An 18,008-nucleotide genomic window follows, 5' to 3' on the forward strand; every position below is an offset into this window, starting at 1 on the left:
GCGACTCACTGAGTCATACTTTCATTTTTTGAGCCAGTTCTCGGCCGATTTCCTCAACTTTTTTCAAGTCTTCTTTTTTAGCTCTGCCTTTCACCTGATGGGTTCCTACAATCTCCATTTTCAAAGGAGCCAGGATTTCACCTGCTTGCTTCAGTGCCCCTCCACCCCAGCCAAAGGACCCGAGTGCAACTCCATATTTTGCCGGTGGGTTTAGAGCTTTTACCAGGGAAGCTCCATAAAGGGCAATCGGATGCATACCTCCCAGAACGGTCGGGGTTCCAAGGATAATAACTCGGGAATCAACCAGTTCTCTTGCAACATCCCCTATATCCGAAACTGCAAGATCATACATTCTAACATCTACACCTTCTTGTAGCAGAGTTTCTGCAATTGTCCGGACCATCTCCCTGGTAGATCCCCACATACTCACATAGACAATAAGGGCTTTATTCTCTGTTTTTCCTGCAGTCCATTTTTTATATGGATCTATAATTCTCTCGGGATCTTTGTAGATAGGTCCGTGGCTCGGGGCAATAATTTTTATGTCGAGATCCTTTATTTTTTCAAGAGCTTTTGCCCCCATTTTCCCGAAAGGCATCATAATTTCGCCGTAGTAGCGTTTTGCGAAAGGAATGAGATCCTCTATATCTTCATCATAGATACCCTGGGCTGTATGAGCTCCGAAAAAGTCGCATGTAAAAAGAACTTTGTCTTCAGGCAGGTATGTGAACATGGTTTCAGGCCAGTGGAGCCAGGGAGCTTCTATGAAACGAAGGGTCTTTCCCCCCAGATCGAGGCTATCTCCTTCAGCAATGATTTTGATCCTGTCTTCAGGCAGCTCATGGTAGAGCTTTGCCATCTTCACTCCTTTCTCAGTTGTTACAAATAAGGCATTAGGAGCTTTTTCAAGGATAAAGCTAATAGCATTGGAATGATCCGGCTCAGCATGGTTCATTATCAGGTAATCAAGTTTTTCCAGGTCTGAGACCATATTGATTTTTACCTCTAATTCCTCTTCAAAACCCGGATTTACGGTATCTATAAGGGCTGTTTTCTTCTCGCCTTTTACAAGGAAAGAATTGTAGCTGGTGCCCTCTGGCAGAGGAATTAATGAATCGAACATCCTGCAGTTCCAGTCTTTTGACCCGACACTGAAAACATTTCTGGCAATCTCAGGAATATTATAGGTTTCCATACTTTTACTCCATTCTCTTTTTGGAATCATTAGCTTCTATGAAAAACAAAATTCACAGAAGTTTCTGGTTGGTTTATCAATCTCATAACCATATTTGCTATAACTATATTTATAAAAGATCTTTATTGTATTGATTCAATATATTCGGTGGGAGGAACTACTTATTTTCACCTGTCCGTGCGGTTAGAATAAAGAATTGGACAGAACAAGCTCATTTTGGTTTTCGCTGTATAGTATTTTATTAAAAAAATAAAAAAAAGAAAAACTTTATATAGACAGCAGTAAGTTATCTCTTTCCTGTTCAGACATAAATTTTCAAAATCATGATTGATACGGCAATCATTAAGTCTGAAAAATATTCGGTATTGAAATGAGGCTTTGAATACTCGAATATTCCAATATTCCGATCAAAAAAGAGGGATAATTATGAAAACATCATCTGTAGAACTTAATCCGAACAAACTGGTACAGTACCTCAATAAACCAGCAAGTGAATTCACCAAAGAAGACATTATAAAATTCGTCAAGGAAAACGGCATTAAGATGCTCAACTTCCGCTATGTTGGCGGGGACGGAAGACTTAAAGCCCTCACCTTCGTGATCAGAGATGAAGAGCATCTTGATAATTTACTTTCTGCTGGTGAGAGAGTCGATGGATCAAGCCTTTTTACATACATTGAGGCAGATTCAAGCGACCTCTACGTCGTCCCTAAATACAGGACTGCCTTCATAAATCCTTTTGAAGAAATCCCCACTCTGGATATCCTCTGTTCCTACTTCGACAAGGACGGCGCCCCCCTCAAAAGTGCGTCTGAAACCGTCATGAATAAGGCTGTCCAGACTCTTACCGAGAAGACAGGCTACGAGCTCCAGACAATGGGTGAACTCGAATACTACATCATCGCCAACAAAGATGAAGTCAACATGAATTTCCCGGCTGTTGACCAGCAAGGATATCACGAGTCCAATCCTTTTACCAAATTCGATCAGCTCAGGAAGGAAGCAATGATGTACATTTCCGAAGCTGGCGGAAAAATCAAATACGGACACTCGGAAGTCGGGAACTTCACTGACGACAAGTACTATTACGAGCAAAACGAAATCGAATTCGAGACTGATACACCAGAAAACAGTGTCAACAGTCTGCTTATTGCAAAATGGATGCTCAGGATGCTTGCCGACCAGTACGGTGTAATTGTTAGCTTTGCCCCAAAGATCACTGTCGGAAAAGCCGGAAGTGGACTGCACGTCCACATGAAGCTCCTGAAAGATGGAGAGAGTGTCATGGTCGAAAATGGCGATGTCAGTGACACTGCAAAGCGTGCAATAGCTGGTCTTCTTGACATTGCATCAGGAATCACTTCCTTTGGAAACAGGATCCCTACATCCTACCTGCGCCTTGTCCCTCACCAGGAAGCCCCAACTAATATTTGCTGGGGAGACAGGAACCGCTCTGCCCTTGTCCGTGTGCCCCTTGGCTGGTTCGCTGAAGAATCCAGCAGGATGATTGCCACTGCCAATCCAAATTACAGAGATGATTTTAAGAACCACAACTACAAATCTACCTTCGAATTCCGCGCTGCAGATCCCTCGGCTGATCTTTACCTCCTCCTTGCGGCTTTTGCTGTAGGTATTCGCCACGGGTTTGAAATGGACAACGCTCTTGAGGTTGCCGACAAGCTCTATATCAGCGTAAACATCTTCAAGGACGAACATAAAGACAGGCTTGCCCAGCTTGAACACCTTCCTGCTTCCTGTTACGAATCTGCTCAGGCCCTGAAGAAACTGAAGGATGTTTTCATGCAGTACGATGTCTTTACTGAAGGTATGATTAACGACACTGTAAAATACCTTGAAGGCCTTAACGACGATCAGCTCAGTGAGAGGCTCTACGGCAAGAACGAAGAAATCAAGAAACTTGTGGACAGTTACATCCACATCGCTTGAGTTCGATAGAAGTATTTAAAACAAACCGGTATTCTTTTACAGGACCCATGCTTTCCACGGAGCAGGGTCCTGTAAAAAACGACTCTGCAACAACCCAGTTTTTCTTTCTGATTTTTTGAATATTTTTGACGCTGATGGTATTTGATGTCCTTTCCTGGACATCTTAAAGACAGACGGTTTTTTTAACTGAAAGAAAACAGCCGTCGGGTTGAAAATTAAAAAGGTGAGTAGAAAGTAAAAGTGATAGATAAACTGCCATGTTATAGAGATAGATAAACTGCCATGTTACAGAGATAGATAAACTGCCATGTTATAGAGATAGATAAACTGCCATGTTATAGAGATAGATAAACTGCCATGTTATAGAGATAGATAAACTGCCATGTTACTGCTAAAACAGGTACTACTATTTTAAATCTGAGGAACAATAACTCCTTATTCCCTATCCTTATCTTTTAGTCCTTGTCCCTTATCTTTTAGTCCTTGTCCTTTATCTTTTAGTCCTTGTCCCTTATCTTTTAGTCCTTGTCTCTTATCTTTTAGTCCTTGTCCCTTATCTTTTAGTCCTTATCCCTTATCTTTTAGTCTTTGTCCTTTATCTTTTAGTCCTTGTCCCTTATCTTGACAGCTGTCCCGTATGCAAGTATCTCAGCTGCTCCTGCCATCACCATGGAAGTCATGAACCTGACATTTACCACGGCATCAGCCCCCATCTTTTCGGCATCCTCAACCATACGGTTGATTGCTTTCTCCCTTGCCTCTTCAAGCATCTCTGAGTATTCTGTCAGTTCTCCCCCTACGACGCTGCGCAACCCTGACATGATATCCTTGCCAATATGCTTGGCCTGAATGGTATTGCCGCGAGCCATTCCAAGGGTTTGCGTGATCTGCTTTCCTGCTATTGTATCCGTGGTTGCGATTATCATTTTCTCACCTAGTATCTTCTTTTAGTTTCCTTATCCTTAACACTCATTTTTTCCTTTATCAGGGTCAATAAAACCAGCATTATACCTGCTATAATTGCCCCGATAGACACTTTAAGTACCGGGCTGGATTCAAAGGTAAATAAATTATAAAGGCCATATCCCAGCAGTAAGAGAAAGCCAATGACCGCCAGTCCTATTCCAAGATTTTTCGCTGCTGTGTTGCTATTCATAAGAACATCTCTTCAAGCAAAATTGAAAATCACTCCAGAAACCAGATTGTTTGAGATATAGTATATGTGCAGGATACACTATATCACTTTCTTTATATTAATAAACATGTTTTAGCCAGGAAACATTCGAATCGTTCAACATTATAAAAATAGGTCATTATGAAAATATGTCAAAGACTCAATTATTTAACTATTAATGTTGGTTACTCCAAGAAAATACTTATTACTTTGTGAAACATAGGTGAAAGTAACTGCTTTGTAAGATGCTGCACTATAACCGCAGCTTCTAAAATCCGGATTGCATATCAAACTCTTGTTGCGTGGATGTTAATATGGTTGCTTCAGTGAAAAATAACCCGCAAAATAAGCCACCTGAGAATAACTGGCGAAATACGTTATACACAATAATATTTGAAGCAGACACACCCGCTGGAAAACGTTTTGATGAAATCCTGATTCTTAGCATCCTGCTGAGCATTATTGTTGTTATGCTCGATAGCGTAAGTAGCATCTCGGCTTTACATGGCGATTTGTTCTATTCCCTGGAATGGGTTTTTACGATACTGTTTACAGTGGAATATTTTTTGCGCCTGGGCTGTGTTGGTCGCCCCAGCCGATACGCCACAAGTTTCTTTGGCATCATAGACTTGCTGGCAATTCTCCCGACATATCTTAGCCTGATACTGCCGGGCAGCCAATATCTGCTGGTGATCCGGAGTTTACGGTTACTCAGGGTTTTCAGGGTGCTCAAACTTGCCCAGTATATTGGTGAAGCTGATTTATTGATAAGAGCTTTACGCGCAAGCCGGCGAAAAATAACCCTGTTTCTATTTACTGTTTTGACTCTGGTGGTGATATTGGGCTCCCTTATGTATGTTATTGAAGGGGCAGAGAGCGGGTTTACCAGCATACCCCGGAGCATCTACTGGGCAATTATAACCCTTACAACCGTAGGATACGGGGATATAGTCCCTGAGACTAATCTCGGACAGGCACTGGCATCAGTTATCATGATCATAGGCTACAGCATCATAGCGGTTCCGACAGGGATTGTCACATCTGAGATCAGCTATGCAAGCAGAAACATTAAAGGAAGAGTATGCCAGAATTGCAGTTTTGAGGGGCATGACAGCGACGCTAAATTCTGTAAGCGTTGCGGAGCAGAATTATAAGCTTCTTATTGACCGGTTGACCCATTTGTTTTCAGAATCTATTTGACCGGCTGATCCATTTGTTCCCATAATCTTGTTCCATACTTCTTACGAAGAGAAAATAGCTTTTCGAATTAAAAGTCCTGTTCGGGACATCCTCCGTATAGGAGTGTGCCATTTTTCTCTGTAAAATCACAAATGTGAACTACCACTCAGCTAAAGACTGAGTGGCTTCTTGGTTCATCCTCCCTCTATTGAGGGCAAGTCCCCAAGCTCATCCCCGTAGTCCCTACGGTGTCATAATCCAATTAGATTCTGATCTATGAGAGCGAATTTTTTGATATTGATAGCGGCATTAATGTCTCTATGGTGTTTGGTTTTACAGTCTGGACAAATCCATTCTCTGTCTTTTAGCTGAAGCTCTTTATTGTGGTATCCACACACACTACATAGCTTAGAAGAGGGTTCAAATTGTCCAATTCTCAGGACGGTTTTTCCAAACCATTGAGCCTTATATTCCAACTTTGTTACAAAACTACTCCACGCAGAATCACTTATAGCCTGTGCTAAGTGATGATTCTTAACCATGCCTTTAACATTTAGAGTTTCCAGAGCTACAGCTTGGTTTTCGCTAACAAGTCTAAAAGAGAGTTTGTTCTGGAAGTCATTTCTCTGATTTGTTATTTTGTCATGGAGTACAGCAAGTCTTCGTTTAGCTTTTGCCCTGTTCTTAGAGCCTTTCTGTTTCCTTGAGACTCTTTTCTGTAATACTTTGAGCCTTTTAAGAGAGTTTTTCAAGTACTTTGGATTCTCAACCTTTTCTCCTGTTGAAAGGACAGCAAAGTCTTTGATACCTACATCAATTCCTACTGTTGTTGATTCTGTGAAAGCTTCCTTTACTGGAAGTTCTTTTCCATCTTCAACAAGGATACTGATGTAGTAATGTCCTTTACATGTCCTTGATACCGTAGCCGTTTTAGGCTCTCCTTCAAACTTCCTGTGAAGAACTGCTTTAATTGGTTCTATTTTAGGAAGCTTGATAGTATTATTTTCAAAGTTTACAGTGTAGTGTTGAGGTACAGGAAAAGACTGTATCGGATTCTTTTTTGATTTGAACTTTGGAAACCCTGTTTTCTCTCTAAAGAATCTAGTGAAAGCGGATTCAACCTGCTTAGTCATCCCCTGTAATGATTGAGAGTTAACTTCTCCTAACCACTCATTAGAAGCCTTTAGAGTAGGAATTAATTTGTTTAAGTCAAATCTGGAAATTGATTCCCCTGTCTGCTCATAAGTTTTAATTTTCTGGTCAAGTGCCCAATTATAGACAAATCTACAGCTACCTATATGCTGATTCAATTGAATAGCTTGTGTAGTTGTAGGATAGAGTCTAAATTTGAACGCTTGCATCATACAAAGGCATTATATGCTTTAACAACACATGTACTTTTTGGTAAATACGAAGTATGAAACACGGAATCATAGCAAATTTTTGTTAATGTATCATGTTATTTTTGTTTGCAAATACCAAAAAGTCATACTTGAACCAATTAGCGAAGAACTCAAACAGATTATGATTGACATTTCAAAAGAGTCTAACTTTGAAATCCTTGAAATGGAAACTGACAAAGACCATATTCATTTCTTGATCAAGAGTGAACCGAAAGTTAGCGTTTTGTCAATTGTCAGAAAATTGAAACAAGAATATACTAACAGGTTATGGAAAACTCAAAAAGAATATCTGAAAAAGTATTATTGGGGTGAGAATACGTTATGGAGTGATGGTTATTTTGCGTCTACTATCGGAAATGTTAGTAAAGAGGCGGCAGAATATTACATACGAAATCAGGGTTGAAGTTGACGCTTATATCCCCTGAGCTAAAGACTCAGGGGTTTTACGCTTCTTCATATAAAATATTAATGTATATTTACTGATACCTCACTTTCGGCAGGTCGACATTAGAAATTAGAATATTTTTCTTGATACCGTTTTAGAACCTTAGCTAAATATATGTTATGTTTAAAATTGGTTAACGTGTGACCCAACTCTCACGACCTATATAAGCACTGAACTATTTTCTCATTAAAGTTTAGTATGAGAGATTAATAATTGGTCATATGTAAACCTAACAACTATTCACAATTATGAAGCATCATTTCAAAATCGCCATCAGCAAAAAGTATCAAAAAGTAAATGTCGACCTGCCGAAGGTAAGTGATACTATTAAAATAAGACTATTTTTAATTAGTCCTAAAAATCTAGTTTTTTATCTAAAAATCTAAAAATAGGCATTTTTTAACATTTATTATTTAATAATATAATTTATTTAATTAATATGTTAATAAAATTATTTGATATATTTGTTCATTAATTAATGCAATCAAAAGTTAAAAACTTTTAGCCATTTTATTGCGATATTTTATTTAAAAAATATTAATGTTAGTTATCTCTTAAATTTATATCATTATTTTTAGCTAGATTATTATGTCTAAATATTTTTAGATTTTTTTCAACCCTTAAAATATTAAAGTGGACAAACACTTTCAAAAATATGTCTCTTAGCTTTCGTTACTGATGTTTATATAAGGGCAAAAGTAAACATAGGTACATGACCAGAGACATCCATAAAACGCACATGAAACTCTTCGAATAGCAGGCACAAATAATGAAAGTACTTGAGAGCACTTTCATGCTAAACAAGTAGTTCCCATCATAGTTCTAATCATTATGCTTTTTCAACCTTCCAGGTGCATAAGTTTCCTGTTCGGGTTCTGGGCTGTATGAACAAGAAACCAGCGCATCAGTCTCGGATAAATAGGGACGGTCAAACAGACAAATCAAAAACTTTTTGGTCAGAGCCGGAATTTTGGGGTTGGTTTTATCTATCTTTACGAATTTTAGAGACAATTGTTTTTGAACGAAATTGTTTCTGAACGAAAGTCCAGAACAGATTCAGGATAAATTCAGAAGAAAAGCGGACTGATCCGACAATGACAGATATAGATCCAGAAAATGTGAATAATTCAAAAATCACCATCATCTGTTCTGCCCCTGACCTTGCAAGTCAGAACATAAAGAAGCACCTTCTCGCCCTCAGGGAATGGAAACTCCTGGAACTCCCCGAAAACTCCGGTTTCTCAGCTGCCCGGGAGTCTGCAGATGGGAAGTTCAGGCTTGTGGAAATTGAGGAAATCCATGTTTTCCAGGACGGGCTTGATAAAAAACTGGAAGTTGCGGGGCTTCCTGCCAAATTAATTATTTTTGCCTCCAAGCATAGGAGCAAGGAGGAAGTGAAGTCCCTGACCGTGCACTGTACTGGAAATCCCTCGGACGAAGCCAGGCTCGGGGGGCACCCGAGAGAACTTGCTGTATCCTCTCCACCGGCAATGAAATCCATCCTTATGGAGATGAAAAGGCTTGCTGAAACAAAGGGGCTGGCTTACGACGTAACCCTGGAAGTAACTCACCATGGGCCAACTGAACTAACTGTGCCTTCCATCTATGCCGAAATCGGGAGCACCGAGGGGCAGTGGGAAGAACCGATCCCCGGAGAAATTGTTGCCAGGGCCATCCTTGCAGTCTCTCTGGAAAAAGTGCCAACAGCAGTTGGTTTCGGAGGAGGGCACTATGCCATGCGCCAGACCGGGCTTTTACTTGAAACCGGTATATCTTTCGGGCACAATTTCCCCAAGTATCAGCTGGAATTCGTGGACGAAGCTCTTATCCGACAGGCGGTTGAAAAATCAAATGCCGAATTTGCTTACTTTGATCGGAAATCAATGAAAAGTAAGGACCGAAAACGGATATCTGAAATTCTGGATAAACTGGGGTTAAAAGTCTTAAAAGAATCAGAGATTAGGGAGAAGTACGGAAGGGGAGAATAAAGTTCATTGTATAGATCGTTTCTTGGTATCCATGTGTATCCAAGTATCATAAAGGTCGTCAGTCAGGTCAGTCAGATCTTCGGGGCAGAAACATTATGCTTGAAATCGATCCTTTTTCTTTATTCCTCCGTTTCTTGTTCGGAGGAAGCGCGGTTTTAGCTTCCACTCTGATAGCTAGGTCTTTCGGGGGCAAGCTCGGAGGAATCTTTGCTGCCTTTCCGGCAGTGTACCTGGCAGCAGTCGTGGGTCTTAGCCTTGAATATAAAGGCAGTGAACTGCTGTCCGTGACTGAGCAGCTTTCGAGGGGAGCACTGGTGGGAATGGCAGCAGACATCTGCTGTGCACTCGCTGCCAGTTATTTTATTCTCAGGTACGGGTGGAAAAGAGGTCTTGCTTATGCTCTTCTCCTCTGGGCAGTGCTTGCTCCGTTGATTTATCTCATCTGGTTCGGGTTTTGAAAAGAGGAAATGGTTCGGAAAATAACAGTCAAGGGAAAGCAGTTTAAATCGCAACAATCAAAATAAATATTTTTAGTGATATAAATCAATCGGGGACTAAACCAATGGAAATCAAAACAAGTTCTGAAGCATGAGGCTGCTTATGAAAGTTGATATCTACGACCTGGGCCTGAGGTTCATCTTCGGAGGCCTGGCTGTCGCTGCCTGTTATATTGTACTTCAGCTCGTGCCTTCGAAGTCTTTTGCAGGGATTTTTGCCGCTTTTCCTGCGGTAATGGCTGCAGCTGTTATCATGGCCGGACACTTCGGAAGCTCCGAGCAGGCTGCAGACATCGCGTTTGGAGCCAGCGCCGGGATGATGGGCTGCACGGTCTGCGTCTTTGTAGCCAGCTTCTGCATGCAGCACGTGGGAAAATGGGGACTCTCCCTTGTTATTGCCCTCATGGCCTGGCTCGTCAGTTCTTTCATGTTTATCCAGCTGATGCACTGCTTTCTGGAAAAGCGGGGGCGGCAGGTTTAAAACCTGTTCTTTGCTGCTTCTATGGCTACGTCCTTGAAGAGCACATGGAGGTCCCAGAGCAGTTTCCTGTTGGCTTTGAATAGGGCAAAGAGTAGGTCCAAAAGCCTCATGCTTTCGAATTTCACGTCTTTGACGGAGTGGGCAAGGGAGTTGAGGTCTTCATCGCTCAGGTTGACAAAGCAGTTTTTGACGATAAGGTTCGTGTCGATTTTTTTACCGACACCTGTCTTCCACCGTTTTTCGTAGAGTTCTTCCAGTTTCTCTTCTGAGACGTCCCCTGTGGAAATGGCTTCGTAAGCGGCTTCTCCTGCCATTTTCCCGGCATCCATTCCGTTCAGGATCCCGCCGCCTGTTATTGGGTCGGACTGGCGTGCAGCGTCTCCGATCAGCATGAGCCCGTTTGCGGTGAATTTTTCAATGTTTCCCGAAACCGGGACTCCCCCAAAGACCATTTCCACGATTTTGCCTTCCGGAAAGTGTTTTTCCACAAATTTATTGAGGTAGTCGACAGGTCTGGGCTTGAACTTCCCCCCCTTGCTCCCGAGAATCCCTATTCCGACGTTTGCTTTCCCTTCCCCTTTCGGGAAGACCCAGACGTAGCCTCCGGGAGATATCTCATTTCCAAGATAGAATTCACAGCATTCCTGGTCAATGTCAACTCCTGCTACCAGGTACTGGACACAGGTTTCGATATCTGCGGGCTTCAGGGATGTATCGATTCCTGCCCACCGGCCGACCTTTGACTCTATGCCGTCGGCCCCAATGACGATGTCTGCTCGGACTTCGTACTCTTTTCCGAGGTGCATGAGCCTGGCGCCCTTCACGAACCTGTCTTCAATGATAAGGTCCGTGGCCCGGGTCCTGACCCTTACCTCTGCTCCGGCTTTCGCGGCAAGTTCTGCAAGGGCGAGGTCGAAAACTTTCCTTTCGAGGACGAAACCGACTTCCTTTCCCGAGAGTTTTTCTGTCATCTCTACCTTTGTTCCGTCAGGTGCGTATACACGGGACCCATTGACGTCGGCGCAAACCCATCGTTTGTCGATTTCCACGTGCTTCCTGAGAAACTCCTTGCTCACGCCTTCGGCACAGCGCACCGGAGCTCCTATTTCCTGGCGCTTTTCTATCAAAAGTACATCAAGCCCTTTTTCTGCCGCGGTTTTTGCAGCAATGGAACCTGCAGGTCCGGCTCCGACCACTATAATGTCATACCGCTCCTTCATTTCATTTCCTCATGTTTTACCTGAAATTATTCTGTTTTTTAACTATCTCATTTCCTGTTTCCTTACTATGTTCTGTCTACTTCCTATGCCAGGTTTCCTACTTTATTTCACTAATTCAATTGCTCCCACAGGGCAGATTCGACCGCATATACCACATGATGTGCATGTATTCTCATCTACTTCCACCCAGGTTTCTACGAGTTCGAGGGCTCCGCGAGGGCAGACCCCTACACAGGCACCGCAGTAACCACATTTGTATCTGTTTACATTTATTGTCACAAGTTCACCTGCAAATTTAACGGGAAAATTATGGTCCCTGATTAAAGTTCAATCTTTGTATATAAGTTCGGGTCATGTTTCCAATTCAAATTAACTGGAATTCTCTATTCCTGCATTTTCCAGACCGGAAATTTGCTGGAAAATCCTGTGTTCCCTGAAAAGAAAATAAAGAGTCAGGACAACAGCCATCAGGTCTGCAACCGGAAACGCCACCCAGACCCCATTGAGGTCATAGAGCCGCGGAAGGAGGAGCACCATGGGCAAAAAGAAGAGGATGGGACGGGAGACCGAAAGAATAAAAGAAGGCTTTGCCCGCCCCAGGGCCTGGAACAAAGTTGCCCCAATTATATTAATGCCCACCAGAGGTATCCCTAGAACGAAAATCCTCATTGCGGTTTTTCCAAGGTCCAGAAGTGCCGGGTCGGAACTGAAGATGGAAAGGAGCTTCTGCGGGAAAAGAAACATGACCATAAAACCTATGGTCCCGAAAGAAACTGCTCCCAGAGCAGCAATTTTTACGGCTTTGATCACTCTTTCTGGTTTGCCTGCCCCGTAATTGTAGCCTGCAATCGGCTGGAGGCCAAAGGACAGGCCAATAAGGGGCATAAAGACAAACGAGAAAAGCCGGAAAATAAGCCCGTAAACGGCAATTGCGACATCTCCCCCGTAAATTGCAAGAGCAGCGTTTACAAAAATCATATTAACACTTTGTGAAATGTCCATCACAAAAGGTCCTGCCCCTATAGCTGTGATCTCTTTAAGGATTCCCGGATCGGGTTTCAACATCTCAAAGCCGAAGTGAATGGCACTTTTTCCTGCCAGGAAATAATGCAGAAGCCAGAGGGCACACACACCCTGGGAAAAGACGGTTGCAACTGCAGCCCCCCGGACTCCCATCCCTAATCCGAAGATTAGCAGGGGGTCAAGCACGATATTCAGTCCAGCCCCAAGCAGCATTGCGTTCATGGAAAAACGGGCGTTTCCTTCCGCACGGACGATATTCTGAATGGATATCCCGAGGATGCAGGTAATTGCCCCGGCCAGTATGACCTGTATATATTCAACGGCGTAGGGCATTATTCCTTCCGTTGCTCCGAACGCTTTCAGGACCGGGGAAAAGTCCGAAAAACTGAATACAAAAATCAGCACACCCGTTACAAGCCCGGCAGAATAGACATTTCCAAGGGCTCTTCTCGCCCTTTCAATTTCCTTTGCCCCAAGGGCTCTAGAGATAACAGACGCACTCCCGGTCCCCAGCAGAACGGCAATTCCTATAAGGATCATCTGGATCGGAAAAGCAATCGTAAGCCCACCGATTGCAAGAATGCTCTCCTCTGCCCCGTACGCTTTTGCCACGAAAAAAGTGTCCACAACATTATAGAAAGCCTGGACTATCATTGCAATGATTCCGGGGAGAGAAAGCTTGAAGAGCAGCTTTTTGACATCTTCCTTTCCCAGAATATCACTTTTTTCTTCCATTTTTTACTCCTTTTTGTCCTGATACCTGTTCTGGTCCATGTTCTGGTCCATGTTCTGATCTATGTTCTGGTCCATGTTCTGATCTATGTTCTGGTCCATGTTCTGCTCTTTACCCAGATCTCTATTCTGATCCGCAGTTTCTTCCACCAGTACCGGAGGCTCAAACCCGGGTTCAAGGAGCTTTCTTGAAGCTTTTTGTACCAGCTGCCTGAATATTTCTTTTTCTTCCGGGGTGAAATCCGAAAGGAGAGTATCGACAAAAGAAATCAGCTTTTCAAGGACGACACCTCTTATTTCCTTTCCTTTTCCAGTCAGGTAAACTTTGTAAGCCCGGAGGTCATCTTTGTCCCTCTGCCTGTACACATATCCCTCTCTTTCCAGGCTCTGGATCGCCCTTGTGCTTGTTGCTTTGCTTACTTTCAAACTTCTTGCAAGGTTTTCCTGAGAGATGCCGTCTTTGCGGTATAAAACCATTAAAAAATCAAATTGTCCACTTCCGATCCGGTAAGCTTCCAGTTCCTTTGCCATGTATACCAGGTGGCTCCGGTAGATGTGGGCGATCGGGCCGCAGATTGCTCTTGGGTCTTCCATAATTTTATCCTCCCTTTTATTCACCCTTTTTCCAAAGCTGAGAAGCTTGTTTTGAGATCAAGGCGATTTGGAATATAGTTTCATATGAAACTAATCTGATGCCCTCAAGGTTTCAGATACATATAAGAGTTACGGAGGAATCTGAATAAAATAAGGAATCTGAATAAAATAAGGAATCTGAATAAGATAAGGAATCTGAATAAGAAAAGTATTCAGCTTGTTTTCAAATAAGAAAAGGAATCGGGAGTTTATGTGCCTGAAAAAAAGTATATAGAACATATTGATATAATTTGCATATATTCGATGAAGACCTTATCCTGAAATGGCTGGATGAAGGCACTATTGATAACGCTCAGGCAGAAAAGATGAGGGAAGAACTTGCGGAGTATAAAGGGGAACGAGGGTCAGGAAAACAAATCGTTGTCTTTTCAATCATAGAGGTTATTTTATTGGGATTGGTGTCATCCTGTTTGTAGCCTGATTTTACTCTCAGCCTTGCTTTTTGGAGCCAGCTTATTTTTAACTCTAAGGCGGGGTAGTTCACGAATCATAATACCTTTTGAATATTTTTTTATGCTTTTTATATAATACGATATGTTTAAATATAATCTCATTATTTAGTTGTAATTATCAATTAATTTAATTATTTAGTTGTAATTATCAATTATTTATAATTACATCAGTTGTGGCTGTCAAAAAGTAAGTTTTCATTATATAAAAATAAAGAAAATCCTCAGGCGCGTATAGACCGACGCTGTAATATGGCTATATGGCTATGGCAGCCTTGCATCTATACTCTGCAGTTACATATATGGCGTCCTGGAGGAAACATGTTAGAAGATTATAAAATTAGAGAAATCAGGCTGTTGATGCTTGAAAGGACAGTACTTTTCAACAAATTGTTCGAAAGAAAAGTCTATCAAAAAATATCAAGAACCGGCTTGGACGAACTCGAAAAACTCAGCAAACAACAGCCTCTTGCCATAATAATAATTGGCACAGCAGGAGAAATAATCCCTTCATATCTTGGCCTGTGTATGAATCTGGACAGGAGTAGCCTCTCAAGGATGATAGATTCCCTGGAGAATAAAGATATTGTTAGGAGAAGAATAGACCCAAATGACCGCAGGAGAGTTCCGGTCTCCCTTACTGAAAAAGGGAAAAGGTACTATGAGATCCTTAACAAGAAAATGGGGGAAGTTGACGCTTTTCTTATGGGACATCTTGAGGAACAGGACATCAAAGATTATGAAGAATGCCTTAAAACAGAGGTGCGGATCATGAGAAAAATCGAATCCGTAAAGGAAGCATGAAATTGATCCTTAAAAGAATAAAATCCAAAAGAACGGATTCAAGCATTTGGCCTGATTTGATGGATTCTCCTTATACTATATTTACAGAACTTGATCCTCTGTACCCGGGGATCTGAGAAAGCACTTTTTCAGGGGGTCCTATGAAAAGCATCCTGATCTGATTATTAGAGATTCAATGCTAATCTAAGCTGGAATCTAAGCTGAATTTCCTCAGTAGATTTCACGATACTTGGAAAATTATTTGAATTATTTTCATGGAAAAATCAGTTTTGACTAGCTGTGGCTGTGGATTTTTTTTCTGAAAAACTGCTAATGATGCTTATGATATTCCAGAATAAAGCCTGAATCCAGAATAAAGCCTGAATCCAGAATAAAACCTGAATTCCACAAAATTAGAGCATTCCAGTGATATCTGAAAACTCATGCAACAAATATCCAAAACAAAGACTGTTCAGAACTAAAAAGAGTTAATGTAGCCTACAAGGGGGTACTGCCATAAAAAACATATTCGAAAAATTAGGGGTTTTTATCCAGAGTAACCGCCCAAGTATAATTGCCATTATGTTCCTTCTGATCTTGCTGTCCGTTGAAGGGGCACAGATGATTGAGATGGCTTCAGGGACGGAAACTTTTGTCTCCAGAGACACCCAACTATATAAGGATTATGATCACCTTTTCAAGAAAAATTTTCAGACCGAGAACATTATAGTAATGGTTGAGGGAGCTGAAGTCAAATCTTCGGCCGTTATGAAAGCTGCAGACAGGCTGGAACATAATATGCTGCCTGTCCCGGGAGTTCTGTCTGTCACAAGTCCTGCTACTCTGATAAAGCAAATCAATTACAAAGTCTCCGGAAGGGCAAAAATTCCGGATTCAGATAGGGAAGTCCTGGATATACTTAATATCCAGCCGGAGGCGTTTGAATCACTCATGCCTGACAATACTCATATGGTCCTTGTGATCAAAGTCGCAGGCAGTTCAACTGACACGCAGAGGGAAGATATCCTTAATGCCCTGGACATTTCCCTGAAAGAAGCCGTTTTTCCCCCCGGCTACGGACTCGTTGTTACTGGTTCCCCTTCCCTGAGACTTGATATTAACAAAGAGATAAGCCAGAGCATGGGCATCTTGCTCGGGATATCTTCACTCTTGATGATTGTCGTGCTCTTCCTGGTCTTCAGGCATGTAAGGTGGGGGCTGCTTCCCCTGCCTATTGTGCTGCTGGGAGTTCTTTTTACTTTTGGGGTTATGGGCTATGCAGGAGTGCCCATGACAATGGTCTCTATGGCAGCTTTTCCTGTTCTAATAGGATTGGGGATTGACTATGCGATCCAGTTCCATAACAGGATGGAAGAAGAAATCCATGCTGGAAAAAGTCCAGAAAAAGCCCTTGTAAACACCATAAAACATACAGGTCCTGCCGTTTTGATAGCCCTGACAATGACTGCTCTTGGCTTTATCCCCCTTTTTACTTCCACCATACCCATGATCCAGGATTTTGGGAAACTGCTGATGATAGGGGTTTTCATGTGTTACATCTCTGCGCTCTTTTTCGGACTGGTAACCCTTTATAGTTTCGACTGGATTTCCAGGAAGAATCCATTTAGGCTGTTTAAGAAGAAAAAAGAAGAAATCCATACCGAAATTGATCCTTCAAATTCTTCTGTGGCAAAGGTTCAGAAAGCCAAAGCCCTTGAAAGAGTTCTTATGAAGGTTGCAAACTTTACCATAAAACATTCAAAGGTTATCCTGGTAATTTCCCTGCTTACATGTTTTGCGGGGATTTATGCAGACCAGTCAGTTCCTATCCAGACCGACACAAATACTTTCATTCCCCAGGATATGCCTTCCCTTGTACATTATAAACAAATGCAAAATTTGATTTCCGGGACGGGCGATCATCTGAATATTATCCTTAAAGTAAAAGATAACAGTGACCCGGAAATTTTGAAGTGGATGGATAAGTTTTGCCAGTATGAAGTTAAAAACCGGGGCCATGTGTACGAGGCTACGAGTATTGTAGACTTTTTAAAGGAAAAAAACGGAGGTAATATACCTGAAACCTCTGAAGAAATTCAGAAAATATATGAGGAAATCCCGGAAAGCCAGAAAAAAGAATACATACAGGGCAACCAGTTGCTGACGATTAACCTTGATATAGGGCAAGCTATGGATAACCTCGAGATAACAGGCATTAAAGAACTAAGAGACATTGTAGATAAAGATATACAATGGCTTCAGCCGCCCCCCGAAGTTAATGTAATTATTACCGGTCAAAGTGTGGCGATGATTGACATCATCAGTGCCCTTACAAGTGGGAGGGTCTTTATGACTATTTTTGGAATAGTGTTGGTGTTACTCGGGTTGCTTGTGGTTTACAGGAACTACATAAAAGCCTTCTCCCCTATTGTCCCCATGTTTATTGTAGTGGGCTGGTCAGGCCTCGTCATGTCCGAGTTGGGTCTTTCATACACACCAATGACCGCGGTGCTTGGAGCCCTTATCCTGGGTGTGGGGTCCGAATATTCTATCCTGATGATGGAACGTTACTTTGAGGAAAAGGAAAACGGCATGACTCCTGTGGAAGCAATTAACCAGGCAATGACAACCACCGGCTCAGCTTTGATAGCTTCGGGAGCTACAACGGTCTTTGGGTTTTCAGCCCTAATTTTCTCCCCTTTCCCCATCCTGAGCAATTTCGGGCTTGTTACTGTCATTGATGTTTGCCTGGCAATCTTTGTCACTTTTGTGGTTTTTCCGCCCATGATTGTGATGATGGACACCCTCCGGGAGAAGAAAAAAGCAGGAATAGCCTGA

At 42.2% G+C, this 18,008-nt stretch carries 17 protein-coding genes; 9 read left to right on the forward strand and 8 right to left on the reverse strand.

The features are described from left to right. Nucleotides 1-13 precede the first annotated feature (13 nt). The gene (locus MSWHS_RS07560; protein WP_048127308.1) at nt 14-1,195 is read right to left on the reverse strand and encodes an FprA family A-type flavoprotein; all 1,182 of its coding nucleotides are present in this window, start codon (nt 1,193-1,195) and stop codon (nt 14-16) included. 426 nt (nt 1,196-1,621) lie between these two features. Here MSWHS_RS07560 and MSWHS_RS07565 point away from each other — a divergent pair, with 426 nt between their 5' ends. Beyond that, on the forward strand, nt 1,622-3,142 hold the full coding sequence (locus tag MSWHS_RS07565) for a glutamine synthetase family protein (protein WP_048127309.1): 1,521 nt from the start codon (nt 1,622-1,624) through the stop codon (nt 3,140-3,142). Nucleotides 3,143-3,744: 602 nt separating this feature from the next. Here the strand turns inward: MSWHS_RS07565 and MSWHS_RS07570 are convergent. Together MSWHS_RS07570 and MSWHS_RS07575 are read right to left on the reverse strand one after the other, a co-directional pair. Beyond that, nucleotides 3,745-4,068 carry a YbjQ family protein gene (locus MSWHS_RS07570; protein WP_048127310.1) on the reverse strand — a complete coding sequence of 108 codons (324 nt, stop codon included), beginning with the start codon at nt 4,066-4,068 and terminating at the stop codon, nt 3,745-3,747. Between the two features lie 8 nt (nt 4,069-4,076). Then, complete coding sequence (locus tag MSWHS_RS07575; RefSeq protein ID WP_048127312.1) at nt 4,077-4,298, reverse strand: hypothetical protein; 222 nt, start codon at nt 4,296-4,298, stop codon at nt 4,077-4,079. Between the two features lie 332 nt (nt 4,299-4,630). Here MSWHS_RS07575 and MSWHS_RS07580 point away from each other — a divergent pair, with 332 nt between their 5' ends. Further along, complete coding sequence (locus tag MSWHS_RS07580; RefSeq protein ID WP_048127313.1) at nt 4,631-5,470, forward strand: ion transporter; 840 nt, start codon at nt 4,631-4,633, stop codon at nt 5,468-5,470. Nucleotides 5,471-5,746: 276 nt separating this feature from the next. Here the strand turns inward: MSWHS_RS07580 and tnpB are convergent, their stop codons facing one another. Continuing rightward, on the reverse strand, nt 5,747-6,859 hold the full coding sequence (gene tnpB, locus MSWHS_RS07585; protein WP_048158901.1) for an IS200/IS605 family element RNA-guided endonuclease TnpB: 1,113 nt from the start codon (nt 6,857-6,859) through the stop codon (nt 5,747-5,749). A 28-nt stretch (nt 6,860-6,887) separates the two neighbouring features. Between tnpB and tnpA the strand changes: the two genes are divergently transcribed. From tnpA to MSWHS_RS07605, 4 genes are all read left to right on the forward strand, one after another. Then, complete coding sequence (gene tnpA, locus MSWHS_RS07590) at nt 6,888-7,301, forward strand: IS200/IS605 family transposase (protein WP_048158902.1); 414 nt, start codon at nt 6,888-6,890, stop codon at nt 7,299-7,301. Between the two features lie 1,136 nt (nt 7,302-8,437). Further along, on the forward strand, nt 8,438-9,331 hold the full coding sequence (locus MSWHS_RS07595) for a D-aminoacyl-tRNA deacylase (RefSeq protein ID WP_048127315.1): 894 nt from the start codon (nt 8,438-8,440) through the stop codon (nt 9,329-9,331). A gap of 95 nt (nt 9,332-9,426) precedes the next feature. After that, entirely contained in the window at nt 9,427-9,789 is a 363-nt protein-coding gene (locus tag MSWHS_RS07600; protein WP_048127316.1) for a DUF3147 family protein, read from the forward strand. 142 nt (nt 9,790-9,931) lie between these two features. Beyond that, a complete protein-coding gene (locus MSWHS_RS07605) occupies nt 9,932-10,309 on the forward strand; it encodes a DUF3147 family protein (protein ID WP_048130284.1) in 378 nt (125 codons plus the stop codon). On the opposite strand, the gene MSWHS_RS07610 is transcribed toward MSWHS_RS07605, so the two are convergent. The 4 genes from MSWHS_RS07610 to MSWHS_RS07625 all read right to left on the reverse strand — a co-directional run bounded on the left by MSWHS_RS07610 (nt 10,306) and on the right by MSWHS_RS07625 (nt 13,878). Continuing rightward, the gene (locus MSWHS_RS07610) at nt 10,306-11,529 is read right to left on the reverse strand and encodes a digeranylgeranylglycerophospholipid reductase (RefSeq protein ID WP_048127318.1); all 1,224 of its coding nucleotides are present in this window, start codon (nt 11,527-11,529) and stop codon (nt 10,306-10,308) included. The two genes, MSWHS_RS07605 and MSWHS_RS07610, sit on opposite strands and share 4 nt — an antisense overlap. 102 nt (nt 11,530-11,631) lie before the next feature. Continuing rightward, nucleotides 11,632-11,808: a 4Fe-4S binding protein gene (locus MSWHS_RS07615; protein ID WP_048127320.1), complete on the reverse strand. Its 177-nt coding sequence runs from the start codon at nt 11,806-11,808 to the stop codon at nt 11,632-11,634. 90 nt (nt 11,809-11,898) lie between these two features. Then, the gene (locus MSWHS_RS07620) at nt 11,899-13,287 is read right to left on the reverse strand and encodes an MATE family efflux transporter (RefSeq protein WP_048127322.1); all 1,389 of its coding nucleotides are present in this window, start codon (nt 13,285-13,287) and stop codon (nt 11,899-11,901) included. A 3-nt stretch (nt 13,288-13,290) separates the two neighbouring features. Further along, nucleotides 13,291-13,878: a MarR family winged helix-turn-helix transcriptional regulator gene (locus MSWHS_RS07625; protein ID WP_082088057.1), complete on the reverse strand. Its 588-nt coding sequence runs from the start codon at nt 13,876-13,878 to the stop codon at nt 13,291-13,293. 290 nt (nt 13,879-14,168) lie between these two features. On the opposite strand from MSWHS_RS07625, the gene MSWHS_RS07630 reads away from it, so the two are divergent. The 3 genes from MSWHS_RS07630 (at nt 14,169) to MSWHS_RS07640 (ending at nt 18,008) form a co-directional block, all read left to right on the forward strand. After that, nucleotides 14,169-14,354 carry a hypothetical protein gene (locus tag MSWHS_RS07630; RefSeq protein ID WP_048127324.1) on the forward strand — a complete coding sequence of 62 codons (186 nt, stop codon included), beginning with the start codon at nt 14,169-14,171 and terminating at the stop codon, nt 14,352-14,354. Nucleotides 14,355-14,708: 354 nt separating this feature from the next. Continuing rightward, nucleotides 14,709-15,191, forward strand: coding sequence for a MarR family winged helix-turn-helix transcriptional regulator (locus tag MSWHS_RS07635; RefSeq protein WP_048127326.1), 483 nt, complete (start codon nt 14,709-14,711; stop codon nt 15,189-15,191). Nucleotides 15,192-15,752: 561 nt separating this feature from the next. Further along, complete coding sequence (locus tag MSWHS_RS07640; RefSeq protein WP_231585638.1) at nt 15,753-18,008, forward strand: hydrophobe/amphiphile efflux-3 (HAE3) family transporter; 2,256 nt, start codon at nt 15,753-15,755, stop codon at nt 18,006-18,008.

Source organism: Methanosarcina sp. WWM596 (assembly GCF_000969965.1).
Lineage (GTDB): Archaea > Halobacteriota > Methanosarcinia > Methanosarcinales > Methanosarcinaceae > Methanosarcina.